Raw genomic sequence first — 26,666 nt, 5'->3', positions numbered from 1 at the left:
CCTCAGGCTAGGGGATTGACGATCAGCAGCTCGGTGTTGTGATCGCCCGCCGCGCCGACATGGCCGAGATCGACGTGGATGTCGTTGTACGCCAGCTCCCGGTACAGCGACGCCAGCGCGGCCGGCGAGTTGTCGCCGTACGCCGCGGCATACGGCGCCTCGGACTCGATGAGCGTGGTGAACAGCGAGAGCGTGCCGTCCGCGTTGTCCGCCACCTCGATGATCCGCGCGTGCTGCGGGAAGTCGATGTGCGACGCGGTGTTGATCTCCCAGAAGCCCTGCGCCGGGGTCTTGCCGGGCTGCGGGGTGATCTTGTTCGAGTGCGTGTGCCCGTTGACCCAGGCCAGCACGTTCGGGAACCGGTGCAGCAGGCCGGCGAACATGTCGCCGGTCAGCCGCGGGTCCAGCGGGTGCCGCGAGTCCGGCAGGATGTTGCCCATCGTCGTCGACGAGTGGTGGCTGAAGAGGATGAACAGCTCGTCCGTCACCTGCTGGGTGACCTTGCTGCCCCAGAAATCGTAGTACGTCGAGCTGGCGCGGGTCAGCGTCTTCTCCACCCACAGGTACTGCGAAAGCCCGATCGACCCGTCCGCGAAACCCGTGAGCGTCGTGGTGTCGAGGCTGATCCCGGTGATGCCCGGCGCGATGCGGAACGTGTAGTAGACGTTCTTGCCGTCGGCGTTGCCCGAGGTGAACCCGTGTCCTGCCGGTCCGGAGCCGGTGTTGGCCGGGTCGAGGTGGGCCTGCACGAACTGCGCCGTGGTGAACGGCTTCCGGCGTGGGTCCGGGGTCACCTCGCGGACCGTGCCGCTGCCGCCGAACAGTTCCGTGACGGGCACGCTCGCGCCCGGCGTCTTGATAGCGTCGGCAAGTTTCCTAGCGCTGCTCTCGTCCTTGCCGATGATCTTGTATCGGCCGGTGTACCAGTACTCGATGCCCGGGATGCCCTCCGGCAGCGAGCCGACGACGCTGTCGTCGTGGTTGCCGAACGTGCAGTACCAGGGGATGTCCAGACCGGGCGAGGTGACCGCCGAGCCCGCGGTCAGCAGGCCAGGGATCGTCGGGAAGCCCTTGGTGGTGTAGTCGTCGCCGGACAGTGCGGTGTCCGGGTTCCAGAAGTGCGGCGAGCCCGACGCCTGCACACCCTCGTAGCGGCTCAGGTCGCCGGACGCCGCGGTGAACGTGCCGCCGTTGAGCACCCGGAGGAACCAGTCGAGCTCGATCAGCTCGTGGTTGTCGGTGTTGTCGCCGGTGGTCATCATGAAGTCGAGGCCACGGCCGGTGAACGGACCCGAGCGCAGGCTGTTGACCCGCTTGACGAGCGCGGCCGTCGCGACCGGCCCGAGTGTCTCATGTGGACGGTGCGCGGAGGCGCCGATGAACGGGTGCAGGTACTCGAACCGCGCGGGGCTCTCGGCGTCGGTGATGTGCAGATCGGTGAACTGCACGAACGCGGTGAGCGCGGTGCGCCGGTCGTCCCGGCCGGACTTGCCCGCGACCAGCTCTTCGCGCACCACGAGCGGCCAGCCCGGTCCGGCGGCGAGCCTCGTGTAGGCGGCAGTTCCCGTGGTCACCGGTGTCGCCACCGTGTCGAGCGTCGTCCCGGTGGTTCGGACCGCCCGTGCACTGGCCGATGGGGCCGCGATCACCAGTCCCAGTCCGGCCAGACCGGACGCCGCCATGAATCCTCGCCGTGAAACGACCAACGCCGCCACCTCCCGGTCAGAGCCTGGGGGCAGACCCTGGCCAGAAGGTGACGGCGAGACGACGAGACGACGAAATCGCCTCAGCCGTCAGAAGTGCAGGACGTCGAGCTTGCCCTCGGAATTCATGGCCCGCAGGCGCTTCTTGTCGAACTTGCCGACGCTCGTCTTCGGCACCTCTTCGATGAACGTCCAGTGCTCCGGCAGCTGCCACTTGGCGACCTTGTCCTGCAGGAACTCGCGAAGCTCGGCCGCCGTCACGGTCTGGCCCTGCCGCACGACGACGGCGACCAGCGGCCGCTCGTCCCACTTCTCGTCGGGCACCCCGACCACGGCGGCCTCGGCGACCGCGGGATGTGCCATCACCGCGTTCTCCAGATCCACCGAGGAGATCCACTCGCCGCCGGACTTGATCACGTCCTTCGACCGGTCGGTCAGCGTGAGGAAGCCGTCGTGGCTGATCTTGCCGACGTCACCGGTGCGCAGCCAGCCGTCGTGGAACTTCTCCGGGTCCACCGCGGAACCGCCGTAGTAGGAGGCCGCGATCCACGGGCCGCCCACCTCGAGTTCACCCACGGATTCGTTGTCCCACGGCAGTTCCTGGCCCGAGTCGTCGATCAGGCGGGCGTTCACCGACGCCGGGAAGCGGCCCTGGGTGTAGCGGTAGGCCCACCGCTCCTCATTCGTGGCGGACTTCGGCGGCCGCGCCACGCTGCCGAGCGGCGAGGTCTCGGTCATGCCCCACGCGTGGAGGATCGGGACGCCGTAACGCTCCTCGAAGGCGTGCATCATCGACGGCGGCGCCGCCGAACCGCCGACGACGACCTCGCGCAGGTGGCTGATGTCCTGCGGGTTGGCGTCCAGGTACTGCAGCAGCCCCTGCCAGATCGTCGGCACCGCGGCCGCGTACGTGGGCTTCTCGGCCGCCAGCATCTGCGCGATCGGTTCCGGCTGCAGGAACCGATCGGGCATCAGGATCGACGCGCCGATCATCAGTGAGGCGTACGGCAGGCCCCATGACATGGCGTGGAACATCGGCACGATCGCGAGCGCGGTGTCGCTCTCGGTGACGTTCATGGAGTCGGACATGCAGATCTGCATCGAGTGGAGCCAGATCGACCGGTGCGAGTAAACGACGCCCTTCGGCTCGCCGGTCGTGCCGGACGTGTAGCACATCGCGGCGGCCGAACGCTCGTCCACGTCGGGCCAGTCGAAGGTGTCCGGCTGGGCGGCGAGCAGCTCTGCGTAGGAGTGCACCCCGATCCCGTCGGGCGCCTGCAGCGTTGCGGCGTCGCCGTTCGCGACGATCACGTGACGGACGGTTTTCATATTGGGCAGCAGGTTCGCCAGCAGCGGAACCAGCGTGCCGTCGACCAGGATGACCTGGTCCTCGGCGTGGTTCGCGACGAACACGAGCTGCTCGGGGAACAGCCGGATGTTCAGGGTGTGCAGCACCGCGCCCATCGCGGGAATCGCACAGTAGGCCGCCATGTGTTCGGCGTTGTTCCACATGAACGTGCCGACCCGCTGATCACCGGTGATACCGAGACCGCGCAGTGCGTTCGCCAGCTTCGCCGAGTTCCGGCCCAGGTCGGCGAACGTTTCCCGGCGCGCTTCCGCCCCGGTCCAGGTGGTGACTTCGCTGTTCGAGTGCACTGTGCTGGCGTACCGCAGCAGCGTGCCGATGGAGAGGTGTCCGTCCTGCATGGTGCTGAGCATGGGGCTACTCCCGGCGGGTCGTTCGACGGTGAAACGGGGTTGATTGCGACTCTAGGACCTGGATAGTGCGCCTCGCCACAGTCGTGTGGCCCCTCCCCGACCGGGCGAGTGCGCGCGTGTCGATTTCGCGGCATCGGCCCAGGTGGCGTTTACTGGGCGCGTGGACCAGACGGCCTGGCCAGCGCTTGCTCGCGCAAGCACCAGCTGGGTGCCCGGCCGTCGCCGCGAGAGCGGATATCCGAAACAGGAAGGATTAGTACGTTGGCTCTGCCTACGTTGACTCCGGAGCAACGCAAGGAGGCTCTGGCCAAGGCGGCCGAGGCTCGCAAGGCTCGTTCCGAGCTGCTCGCGTCGATCAAGTCCGGCAAGCAGAGCATCGACAAGGTGCTGCTGAAGGCCAAAGAGGACAAGACCATCGGCAAGACGAAGGTCACGCAGCTGCTCAAGGCCGTGCCCGGACTCGGTGCCGTCAAGGTGGCTGCCCTGCTCGAACAGGCTGGTATCGACCCCGACCGGCGCGCGGCCGGACTCGGCGAGCGCCAGCGCGAAGCGCTGATCGACGCGCTCAAGTAAGCCGGCGCCGGTGGGCACGTGACGCCACGCACGTCGCGCCACGTGCCCACCGAAGTGCGCCCACAATGGAGGGCGTGGACGCCGACGGACTGCTCGAGGACTACACGCCCGGAGATTTCTATTTCGGCACTTCCCGGCGGACGATCCTGGGATCCGGCCCCCAGCGGACGTTCACCGACGCCGACGTGGTGGCGCTGAGCGAGCACGTGTCGGCTGAGCTGGCCACGGGATCCGGCTCGCTGGCCGTGGGAGTGCTGCCGTTCGACACGACGGACACCCCGGGACACATCGTGGTCCCGGAGACCGTGCGTGTCGCCGGTCCCGCGCGGCCTGTTGAGCGCAAGACCGTCGGTGCGCCGAGCGCGGTGCGTGCCGTGCCCGAGCCCGTCCGGCACGTCGAGGCCGTGGCGCGGGCGATCAAGATCCTGCGGGACGGCGGCCTGCGGAAGGTCGTGCTGGCCCGCGCGCTGGACCTGGAGTTCGACTTCGAGGTGCCCGCGCGGGCGATCCTGAACAACCTGGCCAAGGACAAGGCCGGTGCGTACACCTACGCGGCCGGCCTGCCGAGTGGTCGCACGCTGATCGGTGCCACCCCGGAACTGTTGCTGTCACGCGTCGGCGGGCAGGTCATCTCGCACCCGCACGCCGGTTCGATGCCACGCTCCGCGGACCCGGTGACGGACCGGGAGAACGCCGACGCGCTGGCCGCTTCCCGCAAGGACCACATCGAGCACGCGGTCCTGACCGAGGCGATCGTCGAGACGATGCGCCCGTTCTGCCGCAGCCTCGATGTCCCGCGCGAGCCGTCCCTGGTGTCGACGCCGACGATGTGGCACCTCGGCACGGTCGTCACGGGCGAGCTGGCCGACCGGGATGTGACGGCGCTGCGCCTTGCCGCCGCCCTCCACCCGACGCCCGCGATCTGCGGCACCCCAACCGAGGCCGCCCGGCAACTGGTCGGTGAACTGGAACCGTTCGACCGCGGTTATTACGCCGGTGCAGTCGGCTGGATGAACGCCGAGGGTGACGGCGAATGGGCGGTGTCGATCCGCTGCGCCGAAGTGGATTCGCGGTCGCTCCGGTTGTATGCCGGGGGTGGGATCGTGCCGGCTTCGGATCCCAAGGCGGAGCTGGATGAAACGTCGGCGAAGTTCCAGACCTTTTTGCGGGCCATGGGGTTGGAGTTGTAGGTCCGGGCTTGGGTTGTCATCCCGTCGCCTGAAACCGGAACCATCACTTTGAGGCAGGCGCGCAACCTACAACACAACCGCCGCCCGACAGCACAAACCTTGCGCGGCTGACTCAAAGTGATATTCACAGACCGCAGGCGACGGGATGACAACCCACCCCGACCACCCACCCAAACGCAAGATCCCCTGGGCCCCCTCATCCCGGAGCCAGCCCGCCGGCGAGGCATCTTTTAATCCCTAAACCCGGACAAGAATCCCGCCGGGGCTAAATCTCCCAGGGCTTTTCGGTGATCGTCACCGGCTCTGTCGTCAGGAACGCGATCGCGGCGCGGTAGCCCTCGCCGGGGTTGAGGTCCGCCAGGTGGGTCGCTTCAGGATTCAGTGCCGCATCGGCCGACGCGGCCAATCGGGCGCCGTCGAGGGTGATGCTTTGCAGCGGGATCTTCAGGCCACGGCCCGTCGCCTTCATCAGCGCCTCTTTCCGGCTCCAGTACTGGAAGAAAGCGCTTGCACGCTCGTCCGCACCCAACCCCCGCAGCGCGGCCTGTTCGGTCTCGTTCAGCGCGTACTCGATCAGGCTGTCCTCGGCACGCCTGGTGTCCGCCTCGACATCCAGTCCGACCGGCACTGTCGTCACCGCGAGGCCGACACGCTCGCCGGAATGCGAGATCGAGAATTCGACACCGGGCAGCTTCGGTTTGCCATGGGGTTTACCGCAGTCCTCGCAAGTCGCGTCGAACCGGATATCGCCTGGCGCGACGCCCCGCCGCGCACCGAGCAAGGTCTTTGCCAGCACCCGCCCGGTCAGGAAACGCCTGCGGTCGATCTCGCGCCGGTATGCCTCGAACCGCCCCCGTTCGGGCTCGTCCAGCAGATCCAGATGCCGTGTCTCCACGGGCAAGGGCCGCGCCCACCAGACCTCACACTCGATCACCCGTCCAACGTACCGGTTTCTCCCCACATCCCGATCCGCTAGCCTGAGGTGAGCAAGCGCTTAATAACGCGGAGGCACAGACAATGGACTTCACCCTCAGCACGGAAGAGCGAGAAGTGCGGGACTGGGTCCGCACGTTCGTACAGCGAGAGCTGATGCCGCTCGAGCCCGAGGTGCTCCGCCGCGAACGCGCGGGCCAGCCGGGCATCACCGCCGACGAGCTGAGGGAACTGCAACTCAAGGCGAAGGAGTCCGGCTTCTGGGGTGTCCAGACACCCACGGAGTACGGCGGCATGGGGCTGTCCGCCGTGATGACGGCGCTGCTCGAAGCCGAGCTGGGCCGGACGTTCGTGCCGTTCCGGTTCGGTGGCTCCGCGGACAACATCTTGTTCTACGCCAACGACGAGCAGAAGGAGCGCTACTTGCTCCCGACGATCTCGGGCGAGCGCAAGTCCTGCTTCGCGATCACCGAGCCGGGCGCCGGATCGGACGCCAAGGCGATCCGCACCTCGGCCCGCAAGGACGGCGCCGACTGGATCATCAACGGCGAGAAGACCTTCATCACCGGCGGGAACGAGGCCGACTTCGTGATGGTCTTCGCGGTGACCGACTCGGCCAAGGGCGCGAACGGCGGCGTCACCTGCTTCCTCGTCGACCGCGAGATGGGCTGGAAGTCCGAGTACATCGACACGATGGGCGAGTGGGGCCCGGCGTCGCTGGTCTTCCAGGACGTCCGGGTGCCGGAGAGCCAGATCCTCGGCGAGGTCGGCCGAGGTTTCGAGCTGGCGATGCAGTGGATCGGCCGCGGCCGGTACCTCCTGCCGGCGCACGCGATCGGCTCGTGCGAGCGGCTGCTGTCGATGGCGATCGAGCACGCGAACACGCGGGAGACCTTCGGGCAGAAGATCGCGGAGCGGCAGGCGATCCAGTGGATGATCGCGGACTCCGGTGTCGAGCTGGAGGCGCTGCGCTGGCTGGTGCTGCACGCCGCGTGGCAGGTCGACCAGGGCATGGACTCGCGGCACGCGCAGTCGATCGCCAAGCTGTACGGCGGCCAGAAGGCCAACGAGATCGTCGACCGGGTGCTGCAGATCCACGGCGGCATGGGCTACACCCGTGAGCTGCCGGTCGAGCGCTGGTACCGCGAGCTGCGGCTGCTGCGGATCTACGAGGGCACCGACGAGATCCAACGTCGTACGATCGCCCGCAACCTGCTCAAGGGGCACGTGAAGGTGTCCGGCGTCCTCGGCTAGAGCCGCCAGACGATGACCGTGGGCAGCGTGAGGGCCCTCGGGATCAGGTGATCGAGCGCGCCGGCGTCGACCGGCGCCCGGGTGTCGGCGACCAGCCAGTGGACGCCGGTCGCCGACAGCCGGGCGAGCACTGCTCGCGTCGGGGCGCGGAAGGCGGCCAGCTCCGACGCCAGCCGCTGCTGATCCCAGAACGGCTGGTCGGCGTACCAGACCGTGCTCGACCATGCCGAGTCCAGATTGCGCGACGAGTACGTCCAACCTTCTACGTCCACCTCGCGCTGCGCGAACGCGCCCAGGTCGAACAGCTTCGCCGTGCACTCGTCCGGCGACTGTTGCGTGCACACCCGGTTCACCGCCAGCACGTCCCGCGGCCCGGCGTGCGCGTCCAGCCAGCGCCCGGCTGCCAGCTCGTCCCGGGTGACGGGCAGCGTGACACCGTCGTTCCGCGTGGCGGAGAGGTTGTAGCTGGGCTTCGTCGAGGTCTGGGTCAGGTACAGCCCCGTCGACAGCAGACCGGTGCCCAGCACGGCGAACATCACGACCGCCGACCGCCGCGAGAGCAGAGCTAGAATGGCTAGCGCCGCTACGAGCGCGATCAGCGGCAACAGCCAGCCGCTGATCGACTTCGGCGGGTGCGCCCCGGCGAACCACGTGATGACGAGCGTCATCGCCAGGCCGATCCCGAGTCCACAAGCGACAGTCGCACGGGTCCAGCGCAGCCGGGCGATGCCCCACGCCGACCCGATCACCCCGACCGGATACGCCGCGACCAGGAAGTAGATGTTCGAGTTCCCGGACTGGCGGAACGTGAGCATGGCCCCGAACCCGGCGATCGTGGTGCCGAGGAAGAGCCACATCGCGGGGTCGAGCGGCTGCCGCCGGAGCAGCGGCACGAACCCGGCGAGCCGTGGTAGCAGTGGCAGCAGGTAGAGCGTCGTTGTGGCGAGGAACGGCGCTAGCGGAACGTGCGGCAGCGCCAGATAGAGATCGCTGCCGCTCGGTTGTACGGCGTTCGGGAAGATCTCCTTGGCGGTCTGCCGGATCGCCCCGAACGGCGCGAACATCAAGCCGTAGTCCCCGGTGCCGTACATCGTGAACCGTGCCAGCAGCAGCACCCCACCGATGAAGACGTTCACCGCGATCGCCTGCGGCACGACCATCCACTTGCGACAGACGAGGAGCGCACCCAGCGCGAGCACCGTGCCGCCGAGCAACACCGCGAGATCGGCGGATTTCGCCCCCGCGGCAAGGAGGACCAGCGGCACGAACAACCCGGCCGGCACCGCGCGGTCGGCCGCCGAACGGCGCAGGAGCGCGACCACGCACCCCGCGACGGCGACCGTCGGCAACCAGCCGAACGCCGACGTCAGCGAGGAAGCCCAGTACGTCTGGATCATGAACGGTGCCGCCCCGTCCGTGGACCACGCCGTCGCGACGGTGGCCCCGGTGACGGTCAGCAGCCCGGCGCAGACCACGCCCGCGCGCACGCTGTCCGCGACCCGCCGCGCCACCACGGCCGCCAGCAGCACCACCGCCGGGAACAGTGTCGTCGGCACCAGCCGCAGCATCGAGTCGAACGGGTCGACGCCGGTGCCGGTGGTCAGGTGCGCGGTGATCGCGTGCAGGAACCAGTGGTACGAGTACGGTTCGCCGTGGACCAGTGGGTAGCCGGGCCACAGCGTGTGGCGCAGCTCGCCCATGACGGCGACCTGGAAAGTCGTGTCGTAGTAGTAAATCCGGCCGCCCGGACCGGGGTCGAGCGGGTTGAACCGCAGGTAGTCGGTCGTCATCCAGGCGATCGCGACGGCCATCGCGCCGGCCAGCCACAGGTTCGCCGCGGTGCCCCAGCCCGGTGCCGGCCGCGCGAGGATTCGCCGGCGGGTGACCGGAAAGGCCAGCAACACCAACGTGAACACCGGGCCGACGAGCCATGGCGGCGGTGCCCACGGCAGGACAACATCGAGGAACCAGCCGAGCATCCCGGTCAGGCAGCCGGCGACCGTGGCCCAGGCCAGATCTTCGAGCAGCGGCGCGGTCGCGGCGCGAACGGCACGCACGAGGGCGAAACCGGGCAGCAGAAGGCCGGGCACGACGGCGAGCGCCCATTGGGCCAGTTCGGCCGCCGGGGTGCCGGTGCCCAGGTGCACCCCGAGCCACGCGAAGAGCACAGCGCTCCACGCCAGAGCGCGCATCGCGGGCCCCCTGGTGCCGGGTGGGGAAAGGGGGGCCAGCTTACGAGGTGAAGATCAGCCGGGAAAGAGGGGCTTCCCGGGGAAGAAACGCCCTCTTACCCGGCTTCGGGCCGCTACGTGGACTGGGCGCGCATGGCCAGCGGTGCGCCGGCGAGATCCTCTTCGTTGCAGAGCAACTTGACGTCGTAGTACGGGGCGCCTTCCCGGTCGTCGTAGTCGAGGTGAAGCGCCAGCACATCGAGCGGCTCACCCAGCCACTCCTGTGCGGTTCGCAGCCAGGCCGCGCACCGTTCCAGCGCGGAAGCGAGATCGTCGTCACGGAATTCGACGGGGCGGTAGGGCACGTCCTGAACCTGATCGCGAGGGTTTGCCGGAACCGGAAGCCCCGGAGCGAGGCCTGAGTCGTTCAGTTCCAGATGGATCGTCTGCTCACTCACAGTTCGAGGGTCCCTCAAGTGAGCCGCCGCGGCAAGGTATTGCCCGAGGATCCCCAGCTAGAGGGTTGTTCCCCACACCGTGGATACCACCCGGCGAGCGGTGTCGAGCGCGGCCGGGCAGTCTTCCCCGCCGCTGTCGAGCATCCGCAGCGCCAGGCCCGCGTAATGGCGCGCCAAGTGGTCCAATCCGAGCGGCCCGCGCGGCGAATACCAGCGCGTGACACCGTTGCACATTTCCACCAGTGCGAGCCTGGTCACGGCCGGTTCTTCGGTGGCGAAGACACCCTGCTGGATACCGTCTTCGATCGCGTCCGCCCAGAACTGCTCGTATTCGTCGCGTAACTCGACGATACGTCGCCGGGTGGCTCGGGAAAGCACCTGCACCTCGTTGTCGACAACACGCGTTTCCGCGGGCTGTTGTGCGTGTGCGCGGACATGCAGCGCGACCAGCGTGGCGAGGCGCTGCCGCGGATCCGTGACGCCGTCCGTCGCCTGGCGCGCGGCGAGCAGGAGACGTTCCAGGCATTCGCGCATGATCCCGGCGAGCAGGTCCTCTTTGGTGCCCATGTAGTGGTACAGGCTCGCCGAGGAGATCCCGGCCTCCTGGGCGAGATCCCGGATGCCGGTGCCGTGGAATCCCTTGCTGGCGAACAGTTTCACCGCGGCCCGGCGGACCCGTTGCTCGGTCGTCAGCGCCACTCGCGGGCCACCCGGTCGTAGGTGGGCAGCTCGATCCGGCGCAGCTCACCCTTCGCGACCCGTTCGGACGGAGTCAACGGCAGGGAATCGGCGATGGACCAGAATCGCGGCACCTTGAAGTAGGCGAGCTTGGCCGCGCAGAACTCCGTGAGTTCATCCGGCGTTGTTTCCGTTGACAGCACGACGAAAGCTTTGATCTCTTCGCCGCGCAGTTCATCCGGCACCGCGATCACCGCGGCCAGTTCCACCGCCGGATGCGACATCAGCGCCCGCTCGACCTCGTCGGCCGAGATGTTCTCACCGCTACGGCGGATCATGTCCTTGGTCCGGCCCACGTAGAAGATCCGGCCCTGATGGTCCATTGTGGCCAGATCGCCGGTGTGGAACCAGCCGCCCGAGAACGCACGCGCGGTCGCCTCGGGATCATCGTGGTATCCGTGCATCATGCCGAGCCCGCGCAACACCAGCTCGCCGGGTTCGCCGCGCGGCACCGGGTGGCCCGCGTCGTCGACGATCATCGCCTCGCGCGTCCGGTTCGGCCGGCCGAGGCAGCCGGTGCCGACGAACTCGTCGTGGTCGGTCTCCGAAAGCCGGATGTCGCTGCCGGTTTCGGTCATCCCGAACGCTTCGAACCACCGCACGCCCCACCGCTGTTCGAGCTGGGCCTGCAGGTCGCGGGGGATCGCGGAGGCGTGGATCGCCCGTACGCTGTGCGCCCGGTCCAAGGTGGACTCCGGTTGCCGCAACAGTAGCGCCGGCATCAGGCCGAGGCAGTAGAACCAAGTGATCTCGTGTTCGCGGATCTTGGCCCAGAACGTCGACGGGTGGAAGCGGTCGAGCACCACGAGTGTCGCGCCGGAGGCCAGTCCCAACGCGACGTTCCATTGTGGATCGATGTAGTGGAACGGTTGCGCGGTAAGGATTCTGTCTTCGTCGGAGATGGCGGGAAAGCTGGTGGCCAGGTCGCGGGCGATCGTCAGCCAGTACCGCTGCGGCAGCACGCAGCCCTTGGGGGCGCCGGTGGTGCCCGACGTGTACTGGATGTTCGAGGGCAGCTCGCCGGGCACGTCGAACCGTGCCGCCGCACTGGATTCCGCGCTCAGCTCGGCCGGGGTGAGCACGCGTTCGAGCTTCGTGTCCGGGGCGATCCTGGTGAGCAGCCCGGCGAATTCCGGTGCGGCGACGGCGAACCGGGCGCCCGAATGTCGCAGTACGTGTGCGCCGTCGAGCTCCCGGTAGTTGATGTTCACCGGCACCAGCATCGCGCCGATCTTCGCCAATGCCAGCCACAGCAACGGGAACTCCGGCTGGTTGCGCAGCATCACGGCCACCCGGTCGCCGGGTTCGAGGCCCAGTTCGAGCAGCGCGAGCGCGAACCGGGTGCTGTCCCGTTCGACGTCGGCGAACGTGTAGCGGGCACCGGTCTCGTCGAAGATCCACGCGTCGCGGTCCGGCCACAGCTCGGCGGCCCGGCGGACCAGCGTCGCGAGGTCGTCGACGTCTTCGAGCGGGATCATCCGCGGCTCCGGAACGCTTCGGCCGACCGCGCGACCTCGGGTGTGTGCTCGGTGATCAGCGCGTGGCTGACCTCCAGTTCGAGCGCCGCTTCCAGGTCGATGCTCGCGTCGAGAGCGCGTTTGGCAAGCGAAACCGCGCCGTGCGGACGTTCCGCGATGCGCTTCGCCCAGTCGCTCGCGGTCGCGTGGACGTCGGGCACGACCGCGTTGACCAGGCCGAGTTCGAGGGCCTTCGCCGCGCCGATGCGTTCGCCGAGCAGCACGAGTTCCTTCGCCTTGAGCGGGCCGACGAGCTGCGGCAGCAATCGCGAGGCGGCGCCGGTGACGCTGAGCCCGAGACCGGCCTCGGGGAAGGCGAACACCGCGTCCTCGGCGGCGAGGATCAGGTCACAGCCCAGGGCGAACTCCGCACCCGCGCCGATCGCGTACCCGTGCACGGCGGCGATCACCGGCTGCCGCAGCGCGCGCAGGCGCCGCGTCACGTCCTGCAGCCGCTCCAGCCGGGCGCGGGAATCGCCGCCGGGAGCGGGTTCCTTGAGGTCGTGCCCGGCGCAGAAGGCCCGGCCCCGGCCGGCGAGCACGACGGCGCCCGCGGTGGAGCCGGCCACGGTGTCCAGCGCGGCGAGCAGGTCGTCCACCAGCGCGGGGGCCACGGCGTTGAGCCGTTCCGGCCTGTTGAGCCAGATCCGGGCCACGCCGTCGTCGATCGAGACTTCCACGGTGCTCATCTGACCGAGCCTAGCGGCCCGATCGATCGATCGATAGTCTCGCCAAATGCGGGTAGACGCGGTGTACGAGAACGCACGGGTGTTCACCGGCTCGTCGTGGACTTCGGCGGTGGCCGTGCTGCACGGGCGGATCGTCGCGCTCGGCGAGGACGCGGAATCCCTGTCCACGGCGAAGCGCGTCGACCTCGGCGGCGCGTTCGTCGTGCCCGGGTTCCATGACGCGCACAACCACATGGCCATGTTCGGGATGACCCTCGACGAGGTGCCGCTGGGCGAGTGCAAGCACGTCGACGAGGTGTACGCGGCGATCGCCGGGCGGGCGGCCGAGGTGCCGCGCGGCGGTTGGATCGTCGGCAGCGGCTACGACCAGAACCGCCTGATCGGCGGGCATCCGACCCGGCACGGGCTCGACCGCGTCGCGCCGGACCACCTCGTGCGGCTCCAGCACAACTCGCGGCACATGGTCGTGGTCAGCTCCAACGTCCTCGACCGGCTGGACCTGGCGAAGGTGCCCGTGGGCGGGGACGTCGTGCTCGACGAGGACGGTTCGCCGACGGGATTGCTGCGCGAACAGGCACAGTTGCTGCTGCGGCCGCTGATCTACCCGACCCCGCTGGACACGCTGGTCCGGGCGATCGACCGGGCCGGCGAGCGGTACCTGGCGGAGGGCATCACGAGTGTGCAGGAGGCCGGGGTCGGCGGCGGGCTGGCCGGTCAGTCGCCGGCGGAGGTGCTGGCGTACCAGCTCGCGCGGGAGCGCGGGGTGCTGCGGGTACGCGGCACGCTGATGGTGTCCTCGGCGATGCTGCACGAGCTGCCCGATGGCGCCGGTTTCGGGCTGGATCTGGGGTTGCGCACCGGGATGGGCGACGAGTGGCTGCGGATCGGGCCGATGAAGCTGTTCGCGGACGGTTCGCTCATCGGGCGGACCGCCGCGATGCACGAGGACTACGCGAACGAGCCCGGTAACCGCGGGTACTTCCAGCAGCCCGAGGAAGAGCTGGCGGACACGATCTTGCGCGCGCACACGGCCGGCTGGCAGATCGCGACGCACGCGATCGGGGACCGGGCGATTTCGACGATCGTGGACGCGTACGAGGCGGCGCTGAAGGCTCATCCGCGCGCCGATCACCGGCACCGGATCGAGCACTGCGCGGTCGTTTCGCCGGAGGAACTCGCCCGGATCGCGGCGCTGGCGCTGGTGCCCGTGCCGCAGGGCCGGTTCATCAGCGAGATCGGCGACGGGATGGCCGCCGCGCTCGGGCCGGCCCGGGAGGACTGGTGCTACCGGCAGCGCTCATTCGTCGAAGCGGGCTGTGTCCTGCCCGGCAGTTCTGACCGGCCGGTGGTGAACGGGGCGCCGCTGCTGGGTCTGGTCGACATGGTGCAACGTCGTACGTCCAACGGCTACCTGCTCGGCGCGGCTGAGCGTCTGACGCCTATGGAGGCCCTACGCGCGTATACGTACGGCTCGGCGTACGCCGCCTTCCGCGAGCACGAGGTGGGAACGTTGGACGTTGGATGTCTGGCGGATTTTGTGGCGCTGTCGGCGGATCCGACCACGAACGTGCAGGACGCGAGCGTGCTGGCGACGGTTGTCGGTGGCACGCTGGCCTACGAGAGGGGGATGACCGATGCCGGTGCGTGACGCCGAAGTCGCCGATGCCGAAGAGATCTGCGCGCTCATCGAGGAGCACGCGCGCTACGAGGGGAACGACAGCCTGGTCCTGGACCGTGCCGAGATGACGAAACACCTGTTCGGCCCGGAACCGAAGGCGTGGGTGCTGATCGCGGAGTCGCCCGGGCGGCCCGGCGTGGTCGCGGGGTTCGCGTTCTGCTCGTGGAACTTCTCGACCTGGTCGGGGCAGCCGGGGATCTGGCTCGACGACCTGTTCATCCGGCCCGAACACCGGCGGTACGGGCTCGGCGGTGAGCTGCTCGAAGCGCTGCGGGCGCGCACCAGCGGAAGGGTCGAGTGGGAGATGCAAGAGGGCAACGAGAAGGCGGCGGCGTTCTACAAGCAGCTGGGCGCGGTGTCCGTTTCGGGGTGGATCAAGTACCGCTGGACTTAGCCGATCCTTACTTGGCGGCGGAACACGTCGTAGAGTTGACATATGTCGGACAGCCCCAGTCGCTCGTCGTCTTCCTCTATCGAGGACTACATCCGGGTGATCTATGGCCTGGTGGAGCGCGGTGAGCCGGTCACGAACACGACCCTCGCGGGGCGTCTCGAGGTCAGCCCTTCGTCGGCATCCGGCATGGTCACGAAGCTTTCGCAGCAGGGTTTGGTCGAGCATGTGCCGTACCGGGGTATCGAGCTGACCCCGGCCGGCCGGGTGCTCGCGCGCGGGGTGCTGCGGCGGCACCGGCTGATCGAGACGTACCTCGTGCAGGAGCTCGGCTACACGTGGGACGAGGTGCACCTGGAAGCGGACGCACTCGAGCATGCCGTGTCCGACCGGCTGATCGAACGTATCTCGGCGAAGCTCGGCCACCCGGTTCGCGATCCCCATGGCGACCCGATCCCGGCGGCTGACGGCAGTGTCGAGGAGTTGGCGACGCGGCTGCTCGACGAGCTGGAGCCGGGGGCGGTCGGCCAGATCGTGCGAGTCTGGGACACGGACCCGAACATGCTGCGGTACCTGTCGGAGCATGAGATCGGGATCGGTGAGCGGATCGAGGTCGTCGAGCGGCAGCCGTTCGGGGGGCCGCTCGTGGTGAAGATCGGGGCGCCGCCCACGGTGACGACGCATGCGCTGGGCAAGGAGATCGCGCAGGCGTTGAGCGTCGCCGTACATTGAGGCGCGTACTGCGAGGTGCCGCTTCCCGGTGGATGCTTCACTGGGGCTGAGGGGTCAGGATCGGTGGCATGACTGATCGAGCTTTCCGGTTCGGCGTGGTCGGCACCGGCACCGACCTCGCCACCTGGACCGACGTCGCCCGTCGCGCCGAAGCTGCCGGTTATGACACCCTGGTTTCGCCTGACCCCCAGGTCGACATCGACCCGTTCACGATCATGTCGGCTGCTGCGGCGGTGACCGAGACCCTGCATGTCGGGACTTTCGTGGCCGTCGACAAGTTCCGGGACCGGCGTTTGCTGGACTGGCAGTCACGGTCGCTGCACCAGTTCACGGGGGGACGTTTCGAGCTGGGCCTCGGCACCGGCCGCCCGGACGCCGCCGCCAAGGTGGCCGCTCTCGGGGGTACCTGGGACCATCGGTACTCACACTTGGTCGAGACCATTGAGTTCCTGAAGAAGCAGGACGATCGGCCGCCCTTGTTGCTGGCCCCGGGCGGCCCGAAAATGCTGGCCCTCGCCGCGCGCGAGGCCGATATCGCGACCATGGCGTGGATGCCACGCACCACTGAGGCTGAGGCACAGTCCATGGTGGACACTTTCCGGGCTGCCGGCGACCGGGTGGACGAGGTCGAGCTGGCCGTGAACCTCCTTGCCGTCGGCGATGAACCGGCACCATGGCTGGAGAAGTTCATCGGCGCCAGCGTGACCGACCTGGCCGCCGCCGGCGCGGTGACCGTACTACCCGGAACGCCAGAACAGGCGGCGGAAACCCTCCAGCGCTGGCGGTCAGACCTGGGAATCTCCTACGTCACGGTGAACTCGGGCTACCTGGACCAATTCGCCAGAGTCATCGAGGCCCTGCGGGGATAAGCACCTACACAGCAACAAAAACCGCACACGGCAACACAACCCAACCCCCAACACCGCCCACTCCCTCCCCCGCCCCGATCCCAAGCCGCCCTTGCGGATGGGGGAGTTCGTCAAGGTACTCTTTCCCGCCTTGACGAACTCCCCCATCCGCGAACACTCAACGATCGGGGCGGGGGAGGGCCGACGCTGGGACGAGGGCGCTCCGCGCCCGGTTCCCCGAGCCCGGCAGGGCACTTGCCGAAAGCAAAAGGCAAAAGATCAAAAGATTGCCTCGCCGGCGGGCAGGCTCCAGGATGGCCGGGCCCAAAGGGATCTCACCTTGGGTGGTTGAGTTGGGTGGTCATCCCGTCGCCTGCGGTTTCGAGTATCACTTTTCCTCAGGGCCGCAAGCTTTGGTCTTTCGGCCGCCGGACCCAGCGCAGGTTGCGGCCCTGACGAAAAGTGATCGTGCCTGTTTCAGGCGACGGGATGACCACCCAACTCACACTTGTGTCGGCATTTTTACCCGTATCGTGGTTGGGTGCGTGCTGTCTTGTTCTCCGAGTTCGGTGTGGTTCCGCAGGTCGTGGAGGTTGCGGATCCGGTGCCTGCGCCGGATGGGGTGGTGGTCGCGGTCGAGGCGACCGGGGTGTGCCGTAGTGATTGGCATGCCTGGCGCGGGCATGACGCCGACGTCAAGCTTCCGCACGTACCTGGGCATGAGCTCGCCGGACGGATAATGGCCGTCGGGCCTCTCGTTCAGCGGCATCGCGTCGGGGAGCGGGTGACGGTTCCGTTCGTCTGTGCTTGTGGGGTCTGCCCGCAATGTGCGACCGGCAATCAGCAGATCTGTGATTTCCAGTCGCAGCCCGGATTCACCGGCTGGGGTTCGTTCGCGGAGTACGTCGCATTGGACCACGCCGACGTGAACCTCGTGCCGCTTCCCGACAGCCTCGACTCGGTGACCGCCGCCGCGCTCGGGTGCCGGTTCGGCACCGCGTACCGCGCTGTGTCGCGGCAGGGCGAGGTGCGCGCCGGCGAGTGGGTCGCGGTGTACGGCTGCGGCGGCGCGGGCATGTCCGCGATCATGCTCGCGGTCGCGGCCGGCGCGAGGGTCGTCGCAGTGGACCTCTCGCCCGACGCGCTCACGGTGGCGAAGCGGCTCGGTGCCGAGGCTATTGTGCACAGCACCGAACCCGTCGAGGAGGTCCGCGAGCTGACCGGCGGTGGCGCGCACCTGTCCGTCGACTGCGTCGGCCTGCCCGTGACCTGCGCGTCGTCCGTCGCGAGCCTGCGCAAACGCGGGCGGCACGTGCAGGTCGGGTTGATGCCGCCCGAACAAGGTGTACCACCGATCCCGATGCACCGGGTCATCGCCGACGAACTCCGGATCCTGGGCAGCCACGGCCTCCAGGCCCACGAGTACCCGGCGATGCTGGAGTTCGTCGCCCGGTCCGGAATGGACCTTGCCCGCCTGATCGGCCGCCGCATCGGGCTCGACGAAGCACCCATCGCACTGTCCGAAATGGACGAACCGGTACCGGCACGGGCCGGCGTCACGGTGGTGGAGCTGCCGATACCGTGACCCCACCGGGCAGTTATCAGGAGCTGACCGAACTTCTCCGCAGCCGATTGCCGAAACTGGCCGCGGGGCGGCTGCGGATCGCGCATCTGGTGCTGGCCGACCCGGAGGGCACCGCCCACCGTGGCATCTCCGACGCCGCCCGGCTCGCCGAAGTCCCCGAGTCGTCCGTCGCGCGGTTCGCGAATTCCCTTGGCCTGTCAGGGTATCCGGCCATCATGGAGCTGTGCCGGAGCTGGCTCGCCGAACAAGCACAAGTCGCCCGGCGCGCGGACAACAACGGTCACCCACCGCCGGGCGGCACGCTTTCCGCGATCCTCGAACAGGAACAGACCAATCTGGCACGCACGTTCACCCGGCTCGATCGCACGACCTGGCTGCACGCCGTCGCCTTGCTCGCCAACGCCGACACGGTGCACGTCCTCGGGTTGCGCGAAAGCCGGCCGATCGCGGACCTGCTGTCCCGCCGGCTGCACGCGCGCCGGCTCGGCGATTCACTGCCCGACGAAGTCCGTGAACTGTCCGGTGTGCTGGTCGCGGTCTCCGTCCGGCGCTACGCGGCCGACACGGTCCGCACCGCCGAGTACGCCCGCGAGCACGGCGTGCAAGTCGTTGCCCTGACAGACAATCCGGCGTCCCCGCTGGTGGAGCACGCGCATGCGGCGTTGTTCGCGGAGACGGCCGGAGTGGGCAATTCGCGCTCGCTCACGGCGCTCGCCGCGCTGGCGCAGGCATTGGCAAGGGAGGTCGCCCTCCGGCGTGGTGACCACGGCCCGGAGGACGACCTCCCGTTCGGCTTCTACTTCTGACTCACCAGCGGCCGTCGATCACCCGGCCGTTCGGGTACCACTGGATGAACCCGAACTGGAAGTCGTTGCGCCGCCCGCCATCGAAGTCGAACTCGCCCGACCGCGGATAGCCCAGATACGACCGCTCCCAGCCGAGCGTCGCCCACCGCGCCCGGATCGCACCGTAGATCTCGTGCGCACCCGTCGCCGGGCTGAAATAGATCGACGCGTCCTTGCTGAAATGGTTGTACCGCCCCACTCCGTCCGGCGTGATCAGCTCATCGGTGGTCGGATAGCCCATCGGTCCCAGCTCCCACCCGGTCGCCTGCCACGTCTGCCGGATCAGGCCCCAGACGCCGTGCGCGCCGGTCGCCGGGGTCCAGTAGATCGAGGCCGCCTTGCTGAAGTGGTTGTAGCGCCCCACTCCGTCCGGTGTGGTCAGCTCATCGGTGGTCGGATAGCCCAGCGGGCCCTTCTCCCAGTCGAGCTGGGACCACCGGTCCCGGATCAGGCCCCAGATCGCGTGCGCCCCGGTGCCCGGCGTGAAGTAGATCGACGCCGTGAGTGTCCCGGGCGTGCCGATGAAGTGGTTGTACTTACCGATCCCGTCCGGCGTCGTCGACTCGTCGGTCGTCGGCGCGCCGAACTTCGTGTGCCCACCGAGTTCGAGGTACTTGCCCAGGATCAGGCCCCAGAGCGCGTGCACCCCGGTCTGCTGCGACCAGTACAGCCGGCCGTGCTCGTACACCCGGTACCGCACGCCGCCGTCGGCGACCTCGGGCCCGGTCGGTGCGCCGAGCGTCTGCGCCAGCGCGGGGTCGGAGTTGTACCGCTGGTCGATCGCCGTGGTGTAGTTCGCGGTCAGCGTCAGATCCGACGACGGCATCTGGAGTGTGCGGGTCGCCGTGGCCGGCCCGTCCGCCCAGGCGGCGAACTTCGAAGCGCCGTCGGTCGCGGTCGGCGACGCGATCACGTCGAGCGTCACGCCGTCGGTCACCATGGCCGTGTTCGCGTTGTTCTCGGAGGGAATCCGCAACGACGCGGGCACGTTCGAGACCAGCGTCAGCCGGTGCTGCCGCGGCGAGGCGATGTAGGTCTTGCTCGCCTGCACGCCCACGCTGTCGGTGACCGTCGCGGTGATCAGGTACTGCGTGTCGGGATGGTCGGGGAACGGTGCCGTGAAGGTCGAACCCGTCGCGCCGGTGCCGGGATGCGAGTGGCAGGTCGCCGCCTCCGGGCAGTGCAGCTCGCGGCTCGTCCAGGTGACCGGCAGTGCGCCGTCCTCGGCGTCGGTCGCCGTCGCGGACAGGCTGACCGGATCGCCCACACCGTAGAGATCGCTCGGCGGCGTGCTGAGGGTCAGCTCCGGCGAGTGGTTGGACGGCGCCACGACGAGGGTCGTGCTGCCGGTCGCGCCGAGTGGGTCCGTCACGGTCAGGGTCGCGGTGAACCGGTCCGTGCCGGGCGTGTAAGTGTGGGCGACGGTCTTGCCGGTTCCCGTTGTGCCGTCACCGAAATTCCAGCTGTACGTGATCGGGTCGCCGTCGTAGTCGACCGAGTCGGACCCGTCGAACGTGACCGTGCGGGTGTCGGCGTCGGTGGTGCTGGTCGCGCCCGCGATCGGCGCGATGTTGCCCTGCTGGTAGCTGATCCGCCTGATGTTGCCGGACAGCAGGTCCGCGAACACCACGTCCCCGTTGGGCGCGGCGGCGAACTCGACGGGACCGCCGACTCCCGTCGCCCACGGCGGGCTCTGCGGCGCCTGGGTCAGCTTGCCGGTGTTGTCGTAACGCGCCGTCCAGATCTTCCCGGCCGCGTAATCGCCGAAGAAGTAGGTGCCCTGGTACTGGCTGGGGTAGCTGGTTCCGGTGTAGACGAAGCCGCCGGTGATGCTGTTGCCTTGGTCGACGCCGCTGCCGTGGTGGTACTCCCAGAACGGCGCAGTGTTCGACACCGGGCCGCACTGGGCGAGGAAGGCGCCGGCGTACGGGGTCTGGTGGTTGCCTTCCCAGCAGGGCCAGGCGTAGTTGCGACCCGGCTGGACGACGTCCAGCTCTTCCCAGGTGTCCCAGCCGACGTCGCCGACCACCGGCAGCCCGCTGCTCGGGTCGAGTGCGAGCCGGAACGGGCTGCGGAACCCGTTCGCGAACACCTTGCTGCGCACGGAGTTCGGGTTCGCCGCGTCGTAGAACGGGTTGCCGGGTACGCCGGCGCCGTTCGAGGTGAGGTGCATGATCTTGCCGTACGGCAGGTTGAGATCCTGGGTGCGCAGGGCGTTCGGGTCGGTGACGCCGGGCGCGAAACTGGAGTTGTCTCCCATGGAGACCCAGACGGTGCCGTCGTCCGCGGCGATGATGCCGGTCATGCCGTGCACGTTGGAGCCGGCGCTCACCGGAGCGTCGAGCAGCACCTGTTCGCCGCCGATGCCGGTCGGGTCGGGGGAGCCGGTGACGGTGAAGCGCGCCAGCCGGAAAGTCGAGGAACCGTTGCCGTTCCTGATGGCCCTGGTGAGGTAGACGTTGTGCGAACTCGCGTAGTCGGGCGCGATCGCGAGGCCGACGAGGCCGAGGTCGCCGTCGCTGTTGACCGGGAGCGTCGTGATGGTCTTGACCGCGCCGGTGGCGGAGATCCAGGTGATCTTCCCGCTCTTCGCCGTGGTGAGGATGCTGCCGTCGGGCAGATAGCCGAAGTCGGTCAGATCGTACGGGCCCTGGCCGGACGGCTGGTCGCGGATGACGAACCCGGTTGGAATGGTGGGTGCGGCGCTGGCCTGCGGCGCGGCTGCCACGCCGGCCACGCTCACGAGCAACGCGGCGAACGCCGCGCCCGTGGCACGTCGGAACCACTGTCTGTGCATGTATCCCCCTTTTGGGTGCCTTACCTCTTTTCGCCCGATAAGGGGGTTTCGTTGCCCACGGTTACCTAGTCGTGATTTTCCTCGACGTGCGATGTATTAGTGAGTAATTGACCAACAGATTTGGCCGAGGCGCGACGCGCGGATTTTTGAAAGCGCTATCCGGAATTAGCGCGTGCAGAGAAGGAACAGAATGCACGTTGGCGAAGTCCTGGTTGGGCTCGTCGAATGGGGTGCCGAATTCGAGGCCTGACCGCTGGTGGCCGGCGTCGTGGTGACCGAGGGGCCGGTGGCGGCCGGATCGCCGACGCCCGGATCGGTGGAGTCGGTCACGGTGACGGTCGTCGTCTCGCTGGTGGTGGTCCGGGAACGTCTGGGATTCTCGTTGATCCCGGCGACGACCCCGCCCGGCGCCTGGTTGGTCACCACGACCGTCGTGTTGGTCGCGGTCACCTCGGAAGCGCCTGGTGCGGAAGGCACCCCGCCGCCCGCGAGGCCGCCGGTCGGCGGGTGTGGCAGGTTGAACACGGACGGTGAGTCCGCCTCCGAACTCTGCGATCCGAAGTGGACCAGCAGCGCCGCGAGACCGCAGCCGAGCACGACCGCGAGCATCACCGCCGTCATCCGCATGCGGCCGTTCGGCCTGCGGCGCGGCTCTTCCCAGCCCTCTCGTTCGAGCAGTGCGGCCACCGACACTTCGTCGTTCACCGGACATACCTTTCGAACGGAGGGAAAGCGCCACGGTATTTGTAGCGCAGCCCGGCCGTCCGTCAATGGTCAGGGGTGGAAAAGACGCGGAAAATCACTGACCGTATCGCTGAACATCGTTAGGCGCCGGTTTTCGCGACCTTCCGCAACCGGTGTAGTGCCCGTTGGGGCAAACGGTGGAGTGCGGGTCCAGGGTTACCCGTTCGTGTGAGCCTCGAGGAGCGCGGGTGCGTGCTCGCGGACGGCGGTGAGCACCTGGTCGATGTCCGGGTTGACCATCGCGACCGGTCCGACGAACACCGTCGGCACGGTCTCGTTGCCGTCCGCGACCTCGCGGACACGCGTCGCAGCCGCCTTGTCCTCCCAGATGTTGACCTCGTGCAAGGGAAGGCCGGCGCGCTTGAGGTGGGCGCGCAGCATCATGCAGAACCCGCAGCCGGGCCGCCAGTAGAACTCGACGGCGGTTTCGTGCGCAGTGGTCATGGCTCCAGGCTAACCGTTCGCCGATAGTCGTTACCCATCGGTGATCTTGACCTGTAACACGATCGAGTGATCCGTCGAAGTGTCTGTTGCAGGGTGACGCGACCGTTGCGTCCCAATGGCGCCATGGAGGCACTTTGTTCATCCGGTCTCGTCGTGCTGTCCGGATTCTTCTACTCTCCGTAATTTCTCTTCTTGTTGCGTTGTGCGTCGCGCCCAGCGCCCTCGCCGACAACACGACGGCGGCGCACGACTCGCTGCGCACCGGCTGGGACAGCGACGAAGCCGGCTTGGTGCCCTCTCAGGTGAGCGCCGCCGACTTCGGCCAGCTGTTCTCCGCGAGCGTGGACGGTCAGGTCTATGCCCAGCCGGTGGTGGCCGGTGGCATCGTGATCACCGCGACCGAGAACAACAAGGTCTACGGCCTCGACGCGGTGACCGGCGCGCAGCGCTGGAGCGTCAACTTCGGACCCGCGTGGCCGGTGTCCACCGTCAACTGCGGTGACCTCGTGCCGACGATCGGTGTCAGTGCGACGCCCGTGTACGACCCGTCGACCGGCACCGTCTACCTGACCTCGAAGGTCAACGACGGGCCCGATCCCCAGCACCCGCACTGGTACCTGCACGCGCTGGACGCGAAGACCGGTGCCGAGCGAGCGGGCTTCCCGACCACGATCAAGGGCGCGCCGACCAACAACCCGAACGTGCCGTTCAACCCGATGACCGCGATGCAGCGCCCCGGCCTGCTGTTGCTCGACGGGGTCGTCTACGCCGGGTTCGCCAGCCACTGCGACTACACGCCGTACGTCGGCTACATCGTGGGTGTCAACGCGTCGAGCGGGGTCCAGACCACCATGTGGGCCACCGAGGCCGCCGCGTCCGACGAAGGCGGGATTTGGCAGTCCGGCTCGGGCCTGACGTCCGACGGGTCCGGCCGCATCATCGTCGCGACCGGCAACGGCATCGCACCCGCGCCGGGTCCCGGCGACACCCCGCCGGCGACGCTCGGTGAGTCGGTCGTGCGGCTGGCGGTCAACAGTGACGGATCCCTTACCCCGCAAAGCTTCTTCAGCCCGCACGACAGCACCAAGCTCAACCAGGACGACGCCGATCTGGGCTCGGGCGGCCCGATGGCGCTGCCGTCGAACTTCGGCACCAGCGCGCATCCCCACCTCGTCGTCCAGGTCGGCAAGGACGGCCGGATCTACCTGCTCGACGCCGATCACCTCGGCGGGGCGGGGCAGGGGCCGAACGGCGGCGACGCGGTCGTCGACATGGCAGGCCCGTTCCAGGGCGTGTGGGGGCGCCCCGGTTTCTGGGGCGGCGACGGCGGTTACGTCTACGTCGTCGGCAGCAACGGACCGTTGCGGGCGCTGAAGTACTCGTCGACCGGCCCGTCGCTGACCTCCGTCGGCACGACGAGCGACAACTTCGGCTACACCTCGGGCTCGCCGGTGGTCACCTCGACCGGCACCACGTCGGGCTCGGCGCTCGTGTGGGTCATCTACAGCACCGGCCCGAACGGCGCGAACGCCCAGCTGCGCGCGTATGACCCGGTGCCGGTCAACGGGGTGCTGAAGATGCGCTACTCCGCGCCGATCGGCACGGCCGTGAAGTTCGCCGTGCCCGCGACCGACAACGGCCGTGTGTACGTCGGCACGCGCGACGGCAAGGTCCTCGGCTTCGGCCGGCCGACCACCTCACCACTGGTGACGAAACCGTACGACTTCGGCTCGGCCGCGGTCGGCAGCACGGCGAACGCGTCCGTCACGGTCACCGCGAACCAGAACCTCACGGTGAACAGCGTGTCCGCGGACGCGCCGTTCACGTCCTCGCTCACCACGCCGGTGAGCCTGGTCAAGGGCCAGACCCTGAACGTGCCGATCTCTTACACGCCAACGACTTGGGGTGGGTCGACGGGCAGCCTGACGTTCCACACGAACGTCGGTGACACCGCGATGGACCTGCACGGCCAGGGCACCCAGCCCGGTCTCGGCGCAACACCTGCGTCGCTGGACTTCCAACAGGTCCGCACCGGCGCGGCGAAGGAACTGAGCGTCAACATTCTCAACACGGGCACGACATCCGAGACGATCACCGGCGTGACTTCGCCGACCGGTCCGTTCACTGTGGACAATGTGCCGGCCTCCGGCACGGTGCTGGCCGCGGGCGCGTCCGTGACGATCCCGGTCACCTACACCCCGGTCAACGGCACCGACACCGGGACCGTCAACAGTTCGCAGCTTGTCGTGTCGAGCGACCAGGGTTCGGTGACGGTGCCCGTCACCGGTATCGCCTTGACGGGGCAGGCGCATCTGACGCTCGAACCGGCGGTGCTGGACTTCCACACCGTCCCGGTTGGACAGTCGGTGACGCTGTCGTTCACCGTGTCGAACACCGGCACGATCCCGTTGCAGATCCTGAAGGCGAAGGCGCCGGCAGGGGTGTTCTCCAGCGCGAGCCCGCTCGGTGAGGGACAGCCGATCTCGGCGGGTGATTCGCTGCAGCAGAGCGTGACCTTCACACCGACCGACGCCAACCCGGCGACGGCGACGTACGAGGTCACGGCCGACGACGGCCAGAGCGCGCAATACGTGACCCTGCAAGGAAACACGGACCCGATCACCGACTACTACAACCAGCTCGGTGGTGCGCGCGGTTCGGTGCTGAGCGACCCGGTGTCGGCGCAGTACCCGACGGCCAACGGCGGCGAGGCGCAGGACTTCCGCGGTGGCACCATCTACTGGTCCGCGGCCACCGGCCCGCATGTGGTGATGGGCGCGATTCTGACCGAGTACAAGGCGGTCGGTGGCCCGGCGAGCAGCCTGGGCTACCCGGTCACCGACGAACAGGGCACGCCGGACGGAGTCGGCCGGTACAACCACTTCACGGGCGGGGGCGGTGCGTCGATCTACTGGACGCCGAACACCGGGGCGCATTCCATCCAGGGTCAGATCCGGGCCAAGTGGGCGGCGCTGGGCTGGGAGACGGGTCCGCTCGGCTATCCGGTGACCGATGAGCTGACGACTCCGGATGGGGTCGGGAGGTTCAACCACTTCTCGCGGGCGGACGGTGCGTCGATCTATTGGACGCCGAACACCGGGGCGCATTCCATCCAGGGTCAGATCCGGGCCAAGTGGGCGGCGCTGGGCTGGGAGACGGGTCCGCTCGGCTATCCGGTGACCGACGAACAGGGCACGCCGGACGGGGTGGGCCGGTACAACCACTTCAGCAACAACGGCTCGATCTACTGGACGCCGGCGAACGGCCCGTGGTCGATCCACGGTGCGATCCGGGACAAGTGGGCGGCGACCGGCTGGGAGGCGGGCCCGCTCGGGTACCCGGTGACCGACGAGTCGACCACGCCGGACGGCATCGGCCGGTACAACCACTTCAGCAAGCAGGGTTCGATCTACTGGAGCCCGAGCACGCCTGCCTCGGCGATCTACGGTCTGATCCGGCAGAAGTGGGCGGCGCTGGGCTGGGAGGCGGGCCGGCTCGGCTACCCGACGTCCGATGAGTACGGCATCGACGGCGGGCGCCGGAACGACTTCGTGCACGGGTGGATCACGTTCTGGTTCTCCAACGGCGCGGTGGTCGACACCTACCGGTGATCGGGTTTCGGGGCTGCCTCGGATGTTCTCCGGGGCAGCCCCGTCC

21 protein-coding genes are annotated in these 26,666 nt (G+C 68.5%); 10 read left to right on the top strand and 11 right to left on the bottom strand.

The window, feature by feature from the left end; all coding sequences use genetic code 11:
• Nucleotides 1-2: 2 nt before the first annotated feature.
• Together LOZ83_RS37565 and LOZ83_RS37560 are read right to left on the bottom strand one after the other, a co-directional pair.
• Nucleotides 3-1,682, bottom strand: coding sequence for a TIGR03767 family metallophosphoesterase (locus tag LOZ83_RS37565; RefSeq protein WP_236796643.1), 1,680 nt, complete (start codon nucleotides 1,680-1,682; stop codon nucleotides 3-5).
• Between the two features lie 111 nt (nucleotides 1,683-1,793).
• Nucleotides 1,794-3,422 carry a long-chain fatty acid--CoA ligase gene (locus LOZ83_RS37560; RefSeq protein WP_236796642.1) on the bottom strand — a complete coding sequence of 543 codons (1,629 nt, stop codon included), beginning with the start codon at nucleotides 3,420-3,422 and terminating at the stop codon, nucleotides 1,794-1,796.
• A 261-nt stretch (nucleotides 3,423-3,683) separates the two neighbouring features.
• On the opposite strand from LOZ83_RS37560, the gene mihF reads away from it, so the two are divergent.
• Both mihF and LOZ83_RS37550 read left to right on the top strand, forming a co-directional pair.
• Nucleotides 3,684-3,995, top strand: a complete 312-nt coding sequence (mihF, locus tag LOZ83_RS37555; protein WP_154759096.1) for an integration host factor, actinobacterial type — start codon at nucleotides 3,684-3,686, stop codon at nucleotides 3,993-3,995.
• A 65-nt stretch (nucleotides 3,996-4,060) separates the two neighbouring features.
• Nucleotides 4,061-5,185, top strand: a complete 1,125-nt coding sequence (locus LOZ83_RS37550) for an isochorismate synthase (RefSeq protein WP_374202770.1) — start codon at nucleotides 4,061-4,063, stop codon at nucleotides 5,183-5,185.
• Between the two features lie 265 nt (nucleotides 5,186-5,450).
• Here the strand turns inward: LOZ83_RS37550 and LOZ83_RS37545 are convergent, their stop codons facing one another.
• Nucleotides 5,451-6,119, bottom strand: coding sequence for a 4'-phosphopantetheinyl transferase superfamily protein (locus tag LOZ83_RS37545; protein ID WP_236796640.1), 669 nt, complete (start codon nucleotides 6,117-6,119; stop codon nucleotides 5,451-5,453).
• 83 nt (nucleotides 6,120-6,202) lie between these two features.
• Between LOZ83_RS37545 and LOZ83_RS37540 the strand changes: the two genes are divergently transcribed.
• Nucleotides 6,203-7,372: an acyl-CoA dehydrogenase family protein gene (locus LOZ83_RS37540; protein ID WP_236796639.1), complete on the top strand. Its 1,170-nt coding sequence runs from the start codon at nucleotides 6,203-6,205 to the stop codon at nucleotides 7,370-7,372.
• On the opposite strand, the gene LOZ83_RS37535 is transcribed toward LOZ83_RS37540, so the two are convergent.
• The 5 genes from LOZ83_RS37535 to LOZ83_RS37515 form a co-directional block, all read right to left on the bottom strand.
• Nucleotides 7,369-9,564 carry a hypothetical protein gene (locus LOZ83_RS37535; protein ID WP_236796638.1) on the bottom strand — a complete coding sequence of 732 codons (2,196 nt, stop codon included), beginning with the start codon at nucleotides 9,562-9,564 and terminating at the stop codon, nucleotides 7,369-7,371. The two genes, LOZ83_RS37540 and LOZ83_RS37535, sit on opposite strands and share 4 nt — an antisense overlap.
• Before the next feature lie 113 nt (nucleotides 9,565-9,677).
• Nucleotides 9,678-10,001 (bottom strand): hypothetical protein, encoded by a 324-nt coding sequence (locus LOZ83_RS37530; protein ID WP_236796637.1) that lies wholly within the window; start codon nucleotides 9,999-10,001, stop codon nucleotides 9,678-9,680.
• 57 nt (nucleotides 10,002-10,058) lie between these two features.
• Nucleotides 10,059-10,700, bottom strand: coding sequence for a TetR/AcrR family transcriptional regulator (locus LOZ83_RS37525; protein ID WP_236796636.1), 642 nt, complete (start codon nucleotides 10,698-10,700; stop codon nucleotides 10,059-10,061).
• Nucleotides 10,691-12,217, bottom strand: coding sequence for an AMP-binding protein (locus tag LOZ83_RS37520; RefSeq protein ID WP_236796635.1), 1,527 nt, complete (start codon nucleotides 12,215-12,217; stop codon nucleotides 10,691-10,693). Before LOZ83_RS37520 ends, LOZ83_RS37525 begins: the two co-directional genes overlap by 10 nt.
• Entirely contained in the window at nucleotides 12,214-12,945 is a 732-nt protein-coding gene (locus LOZ83_RS37515) for an enoyl-CoA hydratase/isomerase family protein (RefSeq protein ID WP_236796634.1), read from the bottom strand. Before LOZ83_RS37515 ends, LOZ83_RS37520 begins: the two co-directional genes overlap by 4 nt.
• Before the next feature lie 46 nt (nucleotides 12,946-12,991).
• Between LOZ83_RS37515 and LOZ83_RS37510 the strand changes: the two genes are divergently transcribed.
• From LOZ83_RS37510 to LOZ83_RS37485, 6 genes are all read left to right on the top strand, one after another.
• Nucleotides 12,992-14,593 carry an amidohydrolase gene (locus LOZ83_RS37510; RefSeq protein WP_236796633.1) on the top strand — a complete coding sequence of 534 codons (1,602 nt, stop codon included), beginning with the start codon at nucleotides 12,992-12,994 and terminating at the stop codon, nucleotides 14,591-14,593.
• Nucleotides 14,580-15,017, top strand: a complete 438-nt coding sequence (locus LOZ83_RS37505) for a GNAT family N-acetyltransferase (protein ID WP_236796632.1) — start codon at nucleotides 14,580-14,582, stop codon at nucleotides 15,015-15,017. The genes LOZ83_RS37510 and LOZ83_RS37505 overlap by 14 nt, the downstream gene beginning before the upstream one ends.
• A gap of 42 nt (nucleotides 15,018-15,059) precedes the next feature.
• On the top strand, nucleotides 15,060-15,746 hold the full coding sequence (locus LOZ83_RS37500; protein ID WP_236796631.1) for a metal-dependent transcriptional regulator: 687 nt from the start codon (nucleotides 15,060-15,062) through the stop codon (nucleotides 15,744-15,746).
• A gap of 68 nt (nucleotides 15,747-15,814) precedes the next feature.
• The gene (locus tag LOZ83_RS37495) at nucleotides 15,815-16,615 is read left to right on the top strand and encodes an LLM class flavin-dependent oxidoreductase (RefSeq protein ID WP_236796630.1); all 801 of its coding nucleotides are present in this window, start codon (nucleotides 15,815-15,817) and stop codon (nucleotides 16,613-16,615) included.
• A 520-nt stretch (nucleotides 16,616-17,135) separates the two neighbouring features.
• Nucleotides 17,136-18,179 (top strand): zinc-dependent alcohol dehydrogenase family protein, encoded by a 1,044-nt coding sequence (locus LOZ83_RS37490; RefSeq protein WP_236796629.1) that lies wholly within the window; start codon nucleotides 17,136-17,138, stop codon nucleotides 18,177-18,179.
• The gene (locus LOZ83_RS37485; protein WP_236796628.1) at nucleotides 18,176-18,985 is read left to right on the top strand and encodes a MurR/RpiR family transcriptional regulator; all 810 of its coding nucleotides are present in this window, start codon (nucleotides 18,176-18,178) and stop codon (nucleotides 18,983-18,985) included. The genes LOZ83_RS37490 and LOZ83_RS37485 overlap by 4 nt, the downstream gene beginning before the upstream one ends.
• A gap of 1 nt (nucleotide 18,986) precedes the next feature.
• Here the strand turns inward: LOZ83_RS37485 and LOZ83_RS37480 are convergent, their stop codons facing one another.
• The 3 genes from LOZ83_RS37480 to LOZ83_RS37470 form a co-directional block, all read right to left on the bottom strand.
• Nucleotides 18,987-21,821 carry a PQQ-dependent sugar dehydrogenase gene (locus LOZ83_RS37480; protein ID WP_236796627.1) on the bottom strand — a complete coding sequence of 945 codons (2,835 nt, stop codon included), beginning with the start codon at nucleotides 21,819-21,821 and terminating at the stop codon, nucleotides 18,987-18,989.
• Between the two features lie 165 nt (nucleotides 21,822-21,986).
• Nucleotides 21,987-22,526, bottom strand: a complete 540-nt coding sequence (locus LOZ83_RS37475) for a hypothetical protein (protein WP_236796626.1) — start codon at nucleotides 22,524-22,526, stop codon at nucleotides 21,987-21,989.
• 195 nt (nucleotides 22,527-22,721) lie between these two features.
• Complete coding sequence (locus LOZ83_RS37470) at nucleotides 22,722-23,009, bottom strand: glutaredoxin domain-containing protein (RefSeq protein WP_236796625.1); 288 nt, start codon at nucleotides 23,007-23,009, stop codon at nucleotides 22,722-22,724.
• A 200-nt stretch (nucleotides 23,010-23,209) separates the two neighbouring features.
• Here LOZ83_RS37470 and LOZ83_RS40645 point away from each other — a divergent pair, with 200 nt between their 5' ends.
• Complete coding sequence (locus LOZ83_RS40645; RefSeq protein WP_236796624.1) at nucleotides 23,210-26,620, top strand: choice-of-anchor D domain-containing protein; 3,411 nt, start codon at nucleotides 23,210-23,212, stop codon at nucleotides 26,618-26,620.
• Nucleotides 26,621-26,666 lie beyond the last annotated feature (46 nt).

The organism is Amycolatopsis sp. GM8 (genome assembly GCF_021653975.1).
Lineage (GTDB): Bacteria > Actinomycetota > Actinomycetes > Mycobacteriales > Pseudonocardiaceae > Amycolatopsis_E.
This window is presented reverse-complemented; position numbering and strand designations above follow the sequence as displayed.

What these genes read in the sequence shown, in the direction of transcription:
- LOZ83_RS37565 (WP_236796643.1), bottom strand. Translation starts at nt 1,682, where the DNA reads ATGGCGGCGTCCGGTCTGGCCGGACTGGGACTGGTGATCGCGGCCCCA.
- LOZ83_RS37560 (WP_236796642.1), bottom strand. Translation starts at nt 3,422, where the DNA reads ATGCTCAGCACCATGCAGGACGGACACCTCTCCATCGGCACGCTGCTG.
- LOZ83_RS37550 (WP_374202770.1), top strand. Translation starts at nt 4,061, where the DNA reads ATGGAGGGCGTGGACGCCGACGGACTGCTCGAGGACTACACGCCCGGA.
- LOZ83_RS37540 (WP_236796639.1), top strand. Translation starts at nt 6,203, where the DNA reads ATGGACTTCACCCTCAGCACGGAAGAGCGAGAAGTGCGGGACTGGGTC.
- LOZ83_RS37535 (WP_236796638.1), bottom strand. Translation starts at nt 9,564, where the DNA reads ATGCGCGCTCTGGCGTGGAGCGCTGTGCTCTTCGCGTGGCTCGGGGTG.
- LOZ83_RS37520 (WP_236796635.1), bottom strand. Translation starts at nt 12,217, where the DNA reads ATGATCCCGCTCGAAGACGTCGACGACCTCGCGACGCTGGTCCGCCGG.
- LOZ83_RS37515 (WP_236796634.1), bottom strand. Translation starts at nt 12,945, where the DNA reads ATGAGCACCGTGGAAGTCTCGATCGACGACGGCGTGGCCCGGATCTGG.
- LOZ83_RS37510 (WP_236796633.1), top strand. Translation starts at nt 12,992, where the DNA reads ATGCGGGTAGACGCGGTGTACGAGAACGCACGGGTGTTCACCGGCTCG.
- LOZ83_RS37505 (WP_236796632.1), top strand. Translation starts at nt 14,580, where the DNA reads ATGCCGGTGCGTGACGCCGAAGTCGCCGATGCCGAAGAGATCTGCGCG.
- LOZ83_RS37500 (WP_236796631.1), top strand. Translation starts at nt 15,060, where the DNA reads ATGTCGGACAGCCCCAGTCGCTCGTCGTCTTCCTCTATCGAGGACTAC.
- LOZ83_RS37495 (WP_236796630.1), top strand. Translation starts at nt 15,815, where the DNA reads ATGACTGATCGAGCTTTCCGGTTCGGCGTGGTCGGCACCGGCACCGAC.
- LOZ83_RS37480 (WP_236796627.1), bottom strand. Translation starts at nt 21,821, where the DNA reads ATGCACAGACAGTGGTTCCGACGTGCCACGGGCGCGGCGTTCGCCGCG.
- LOZ83_RS37470 (WP_236796625.1), bottom strand. Translation starts at nt 23,009, where the DNA reads ATGACCACTGCGCACGAAACCGCCGTCGAGTTCTACTGGCGGCCCGGC.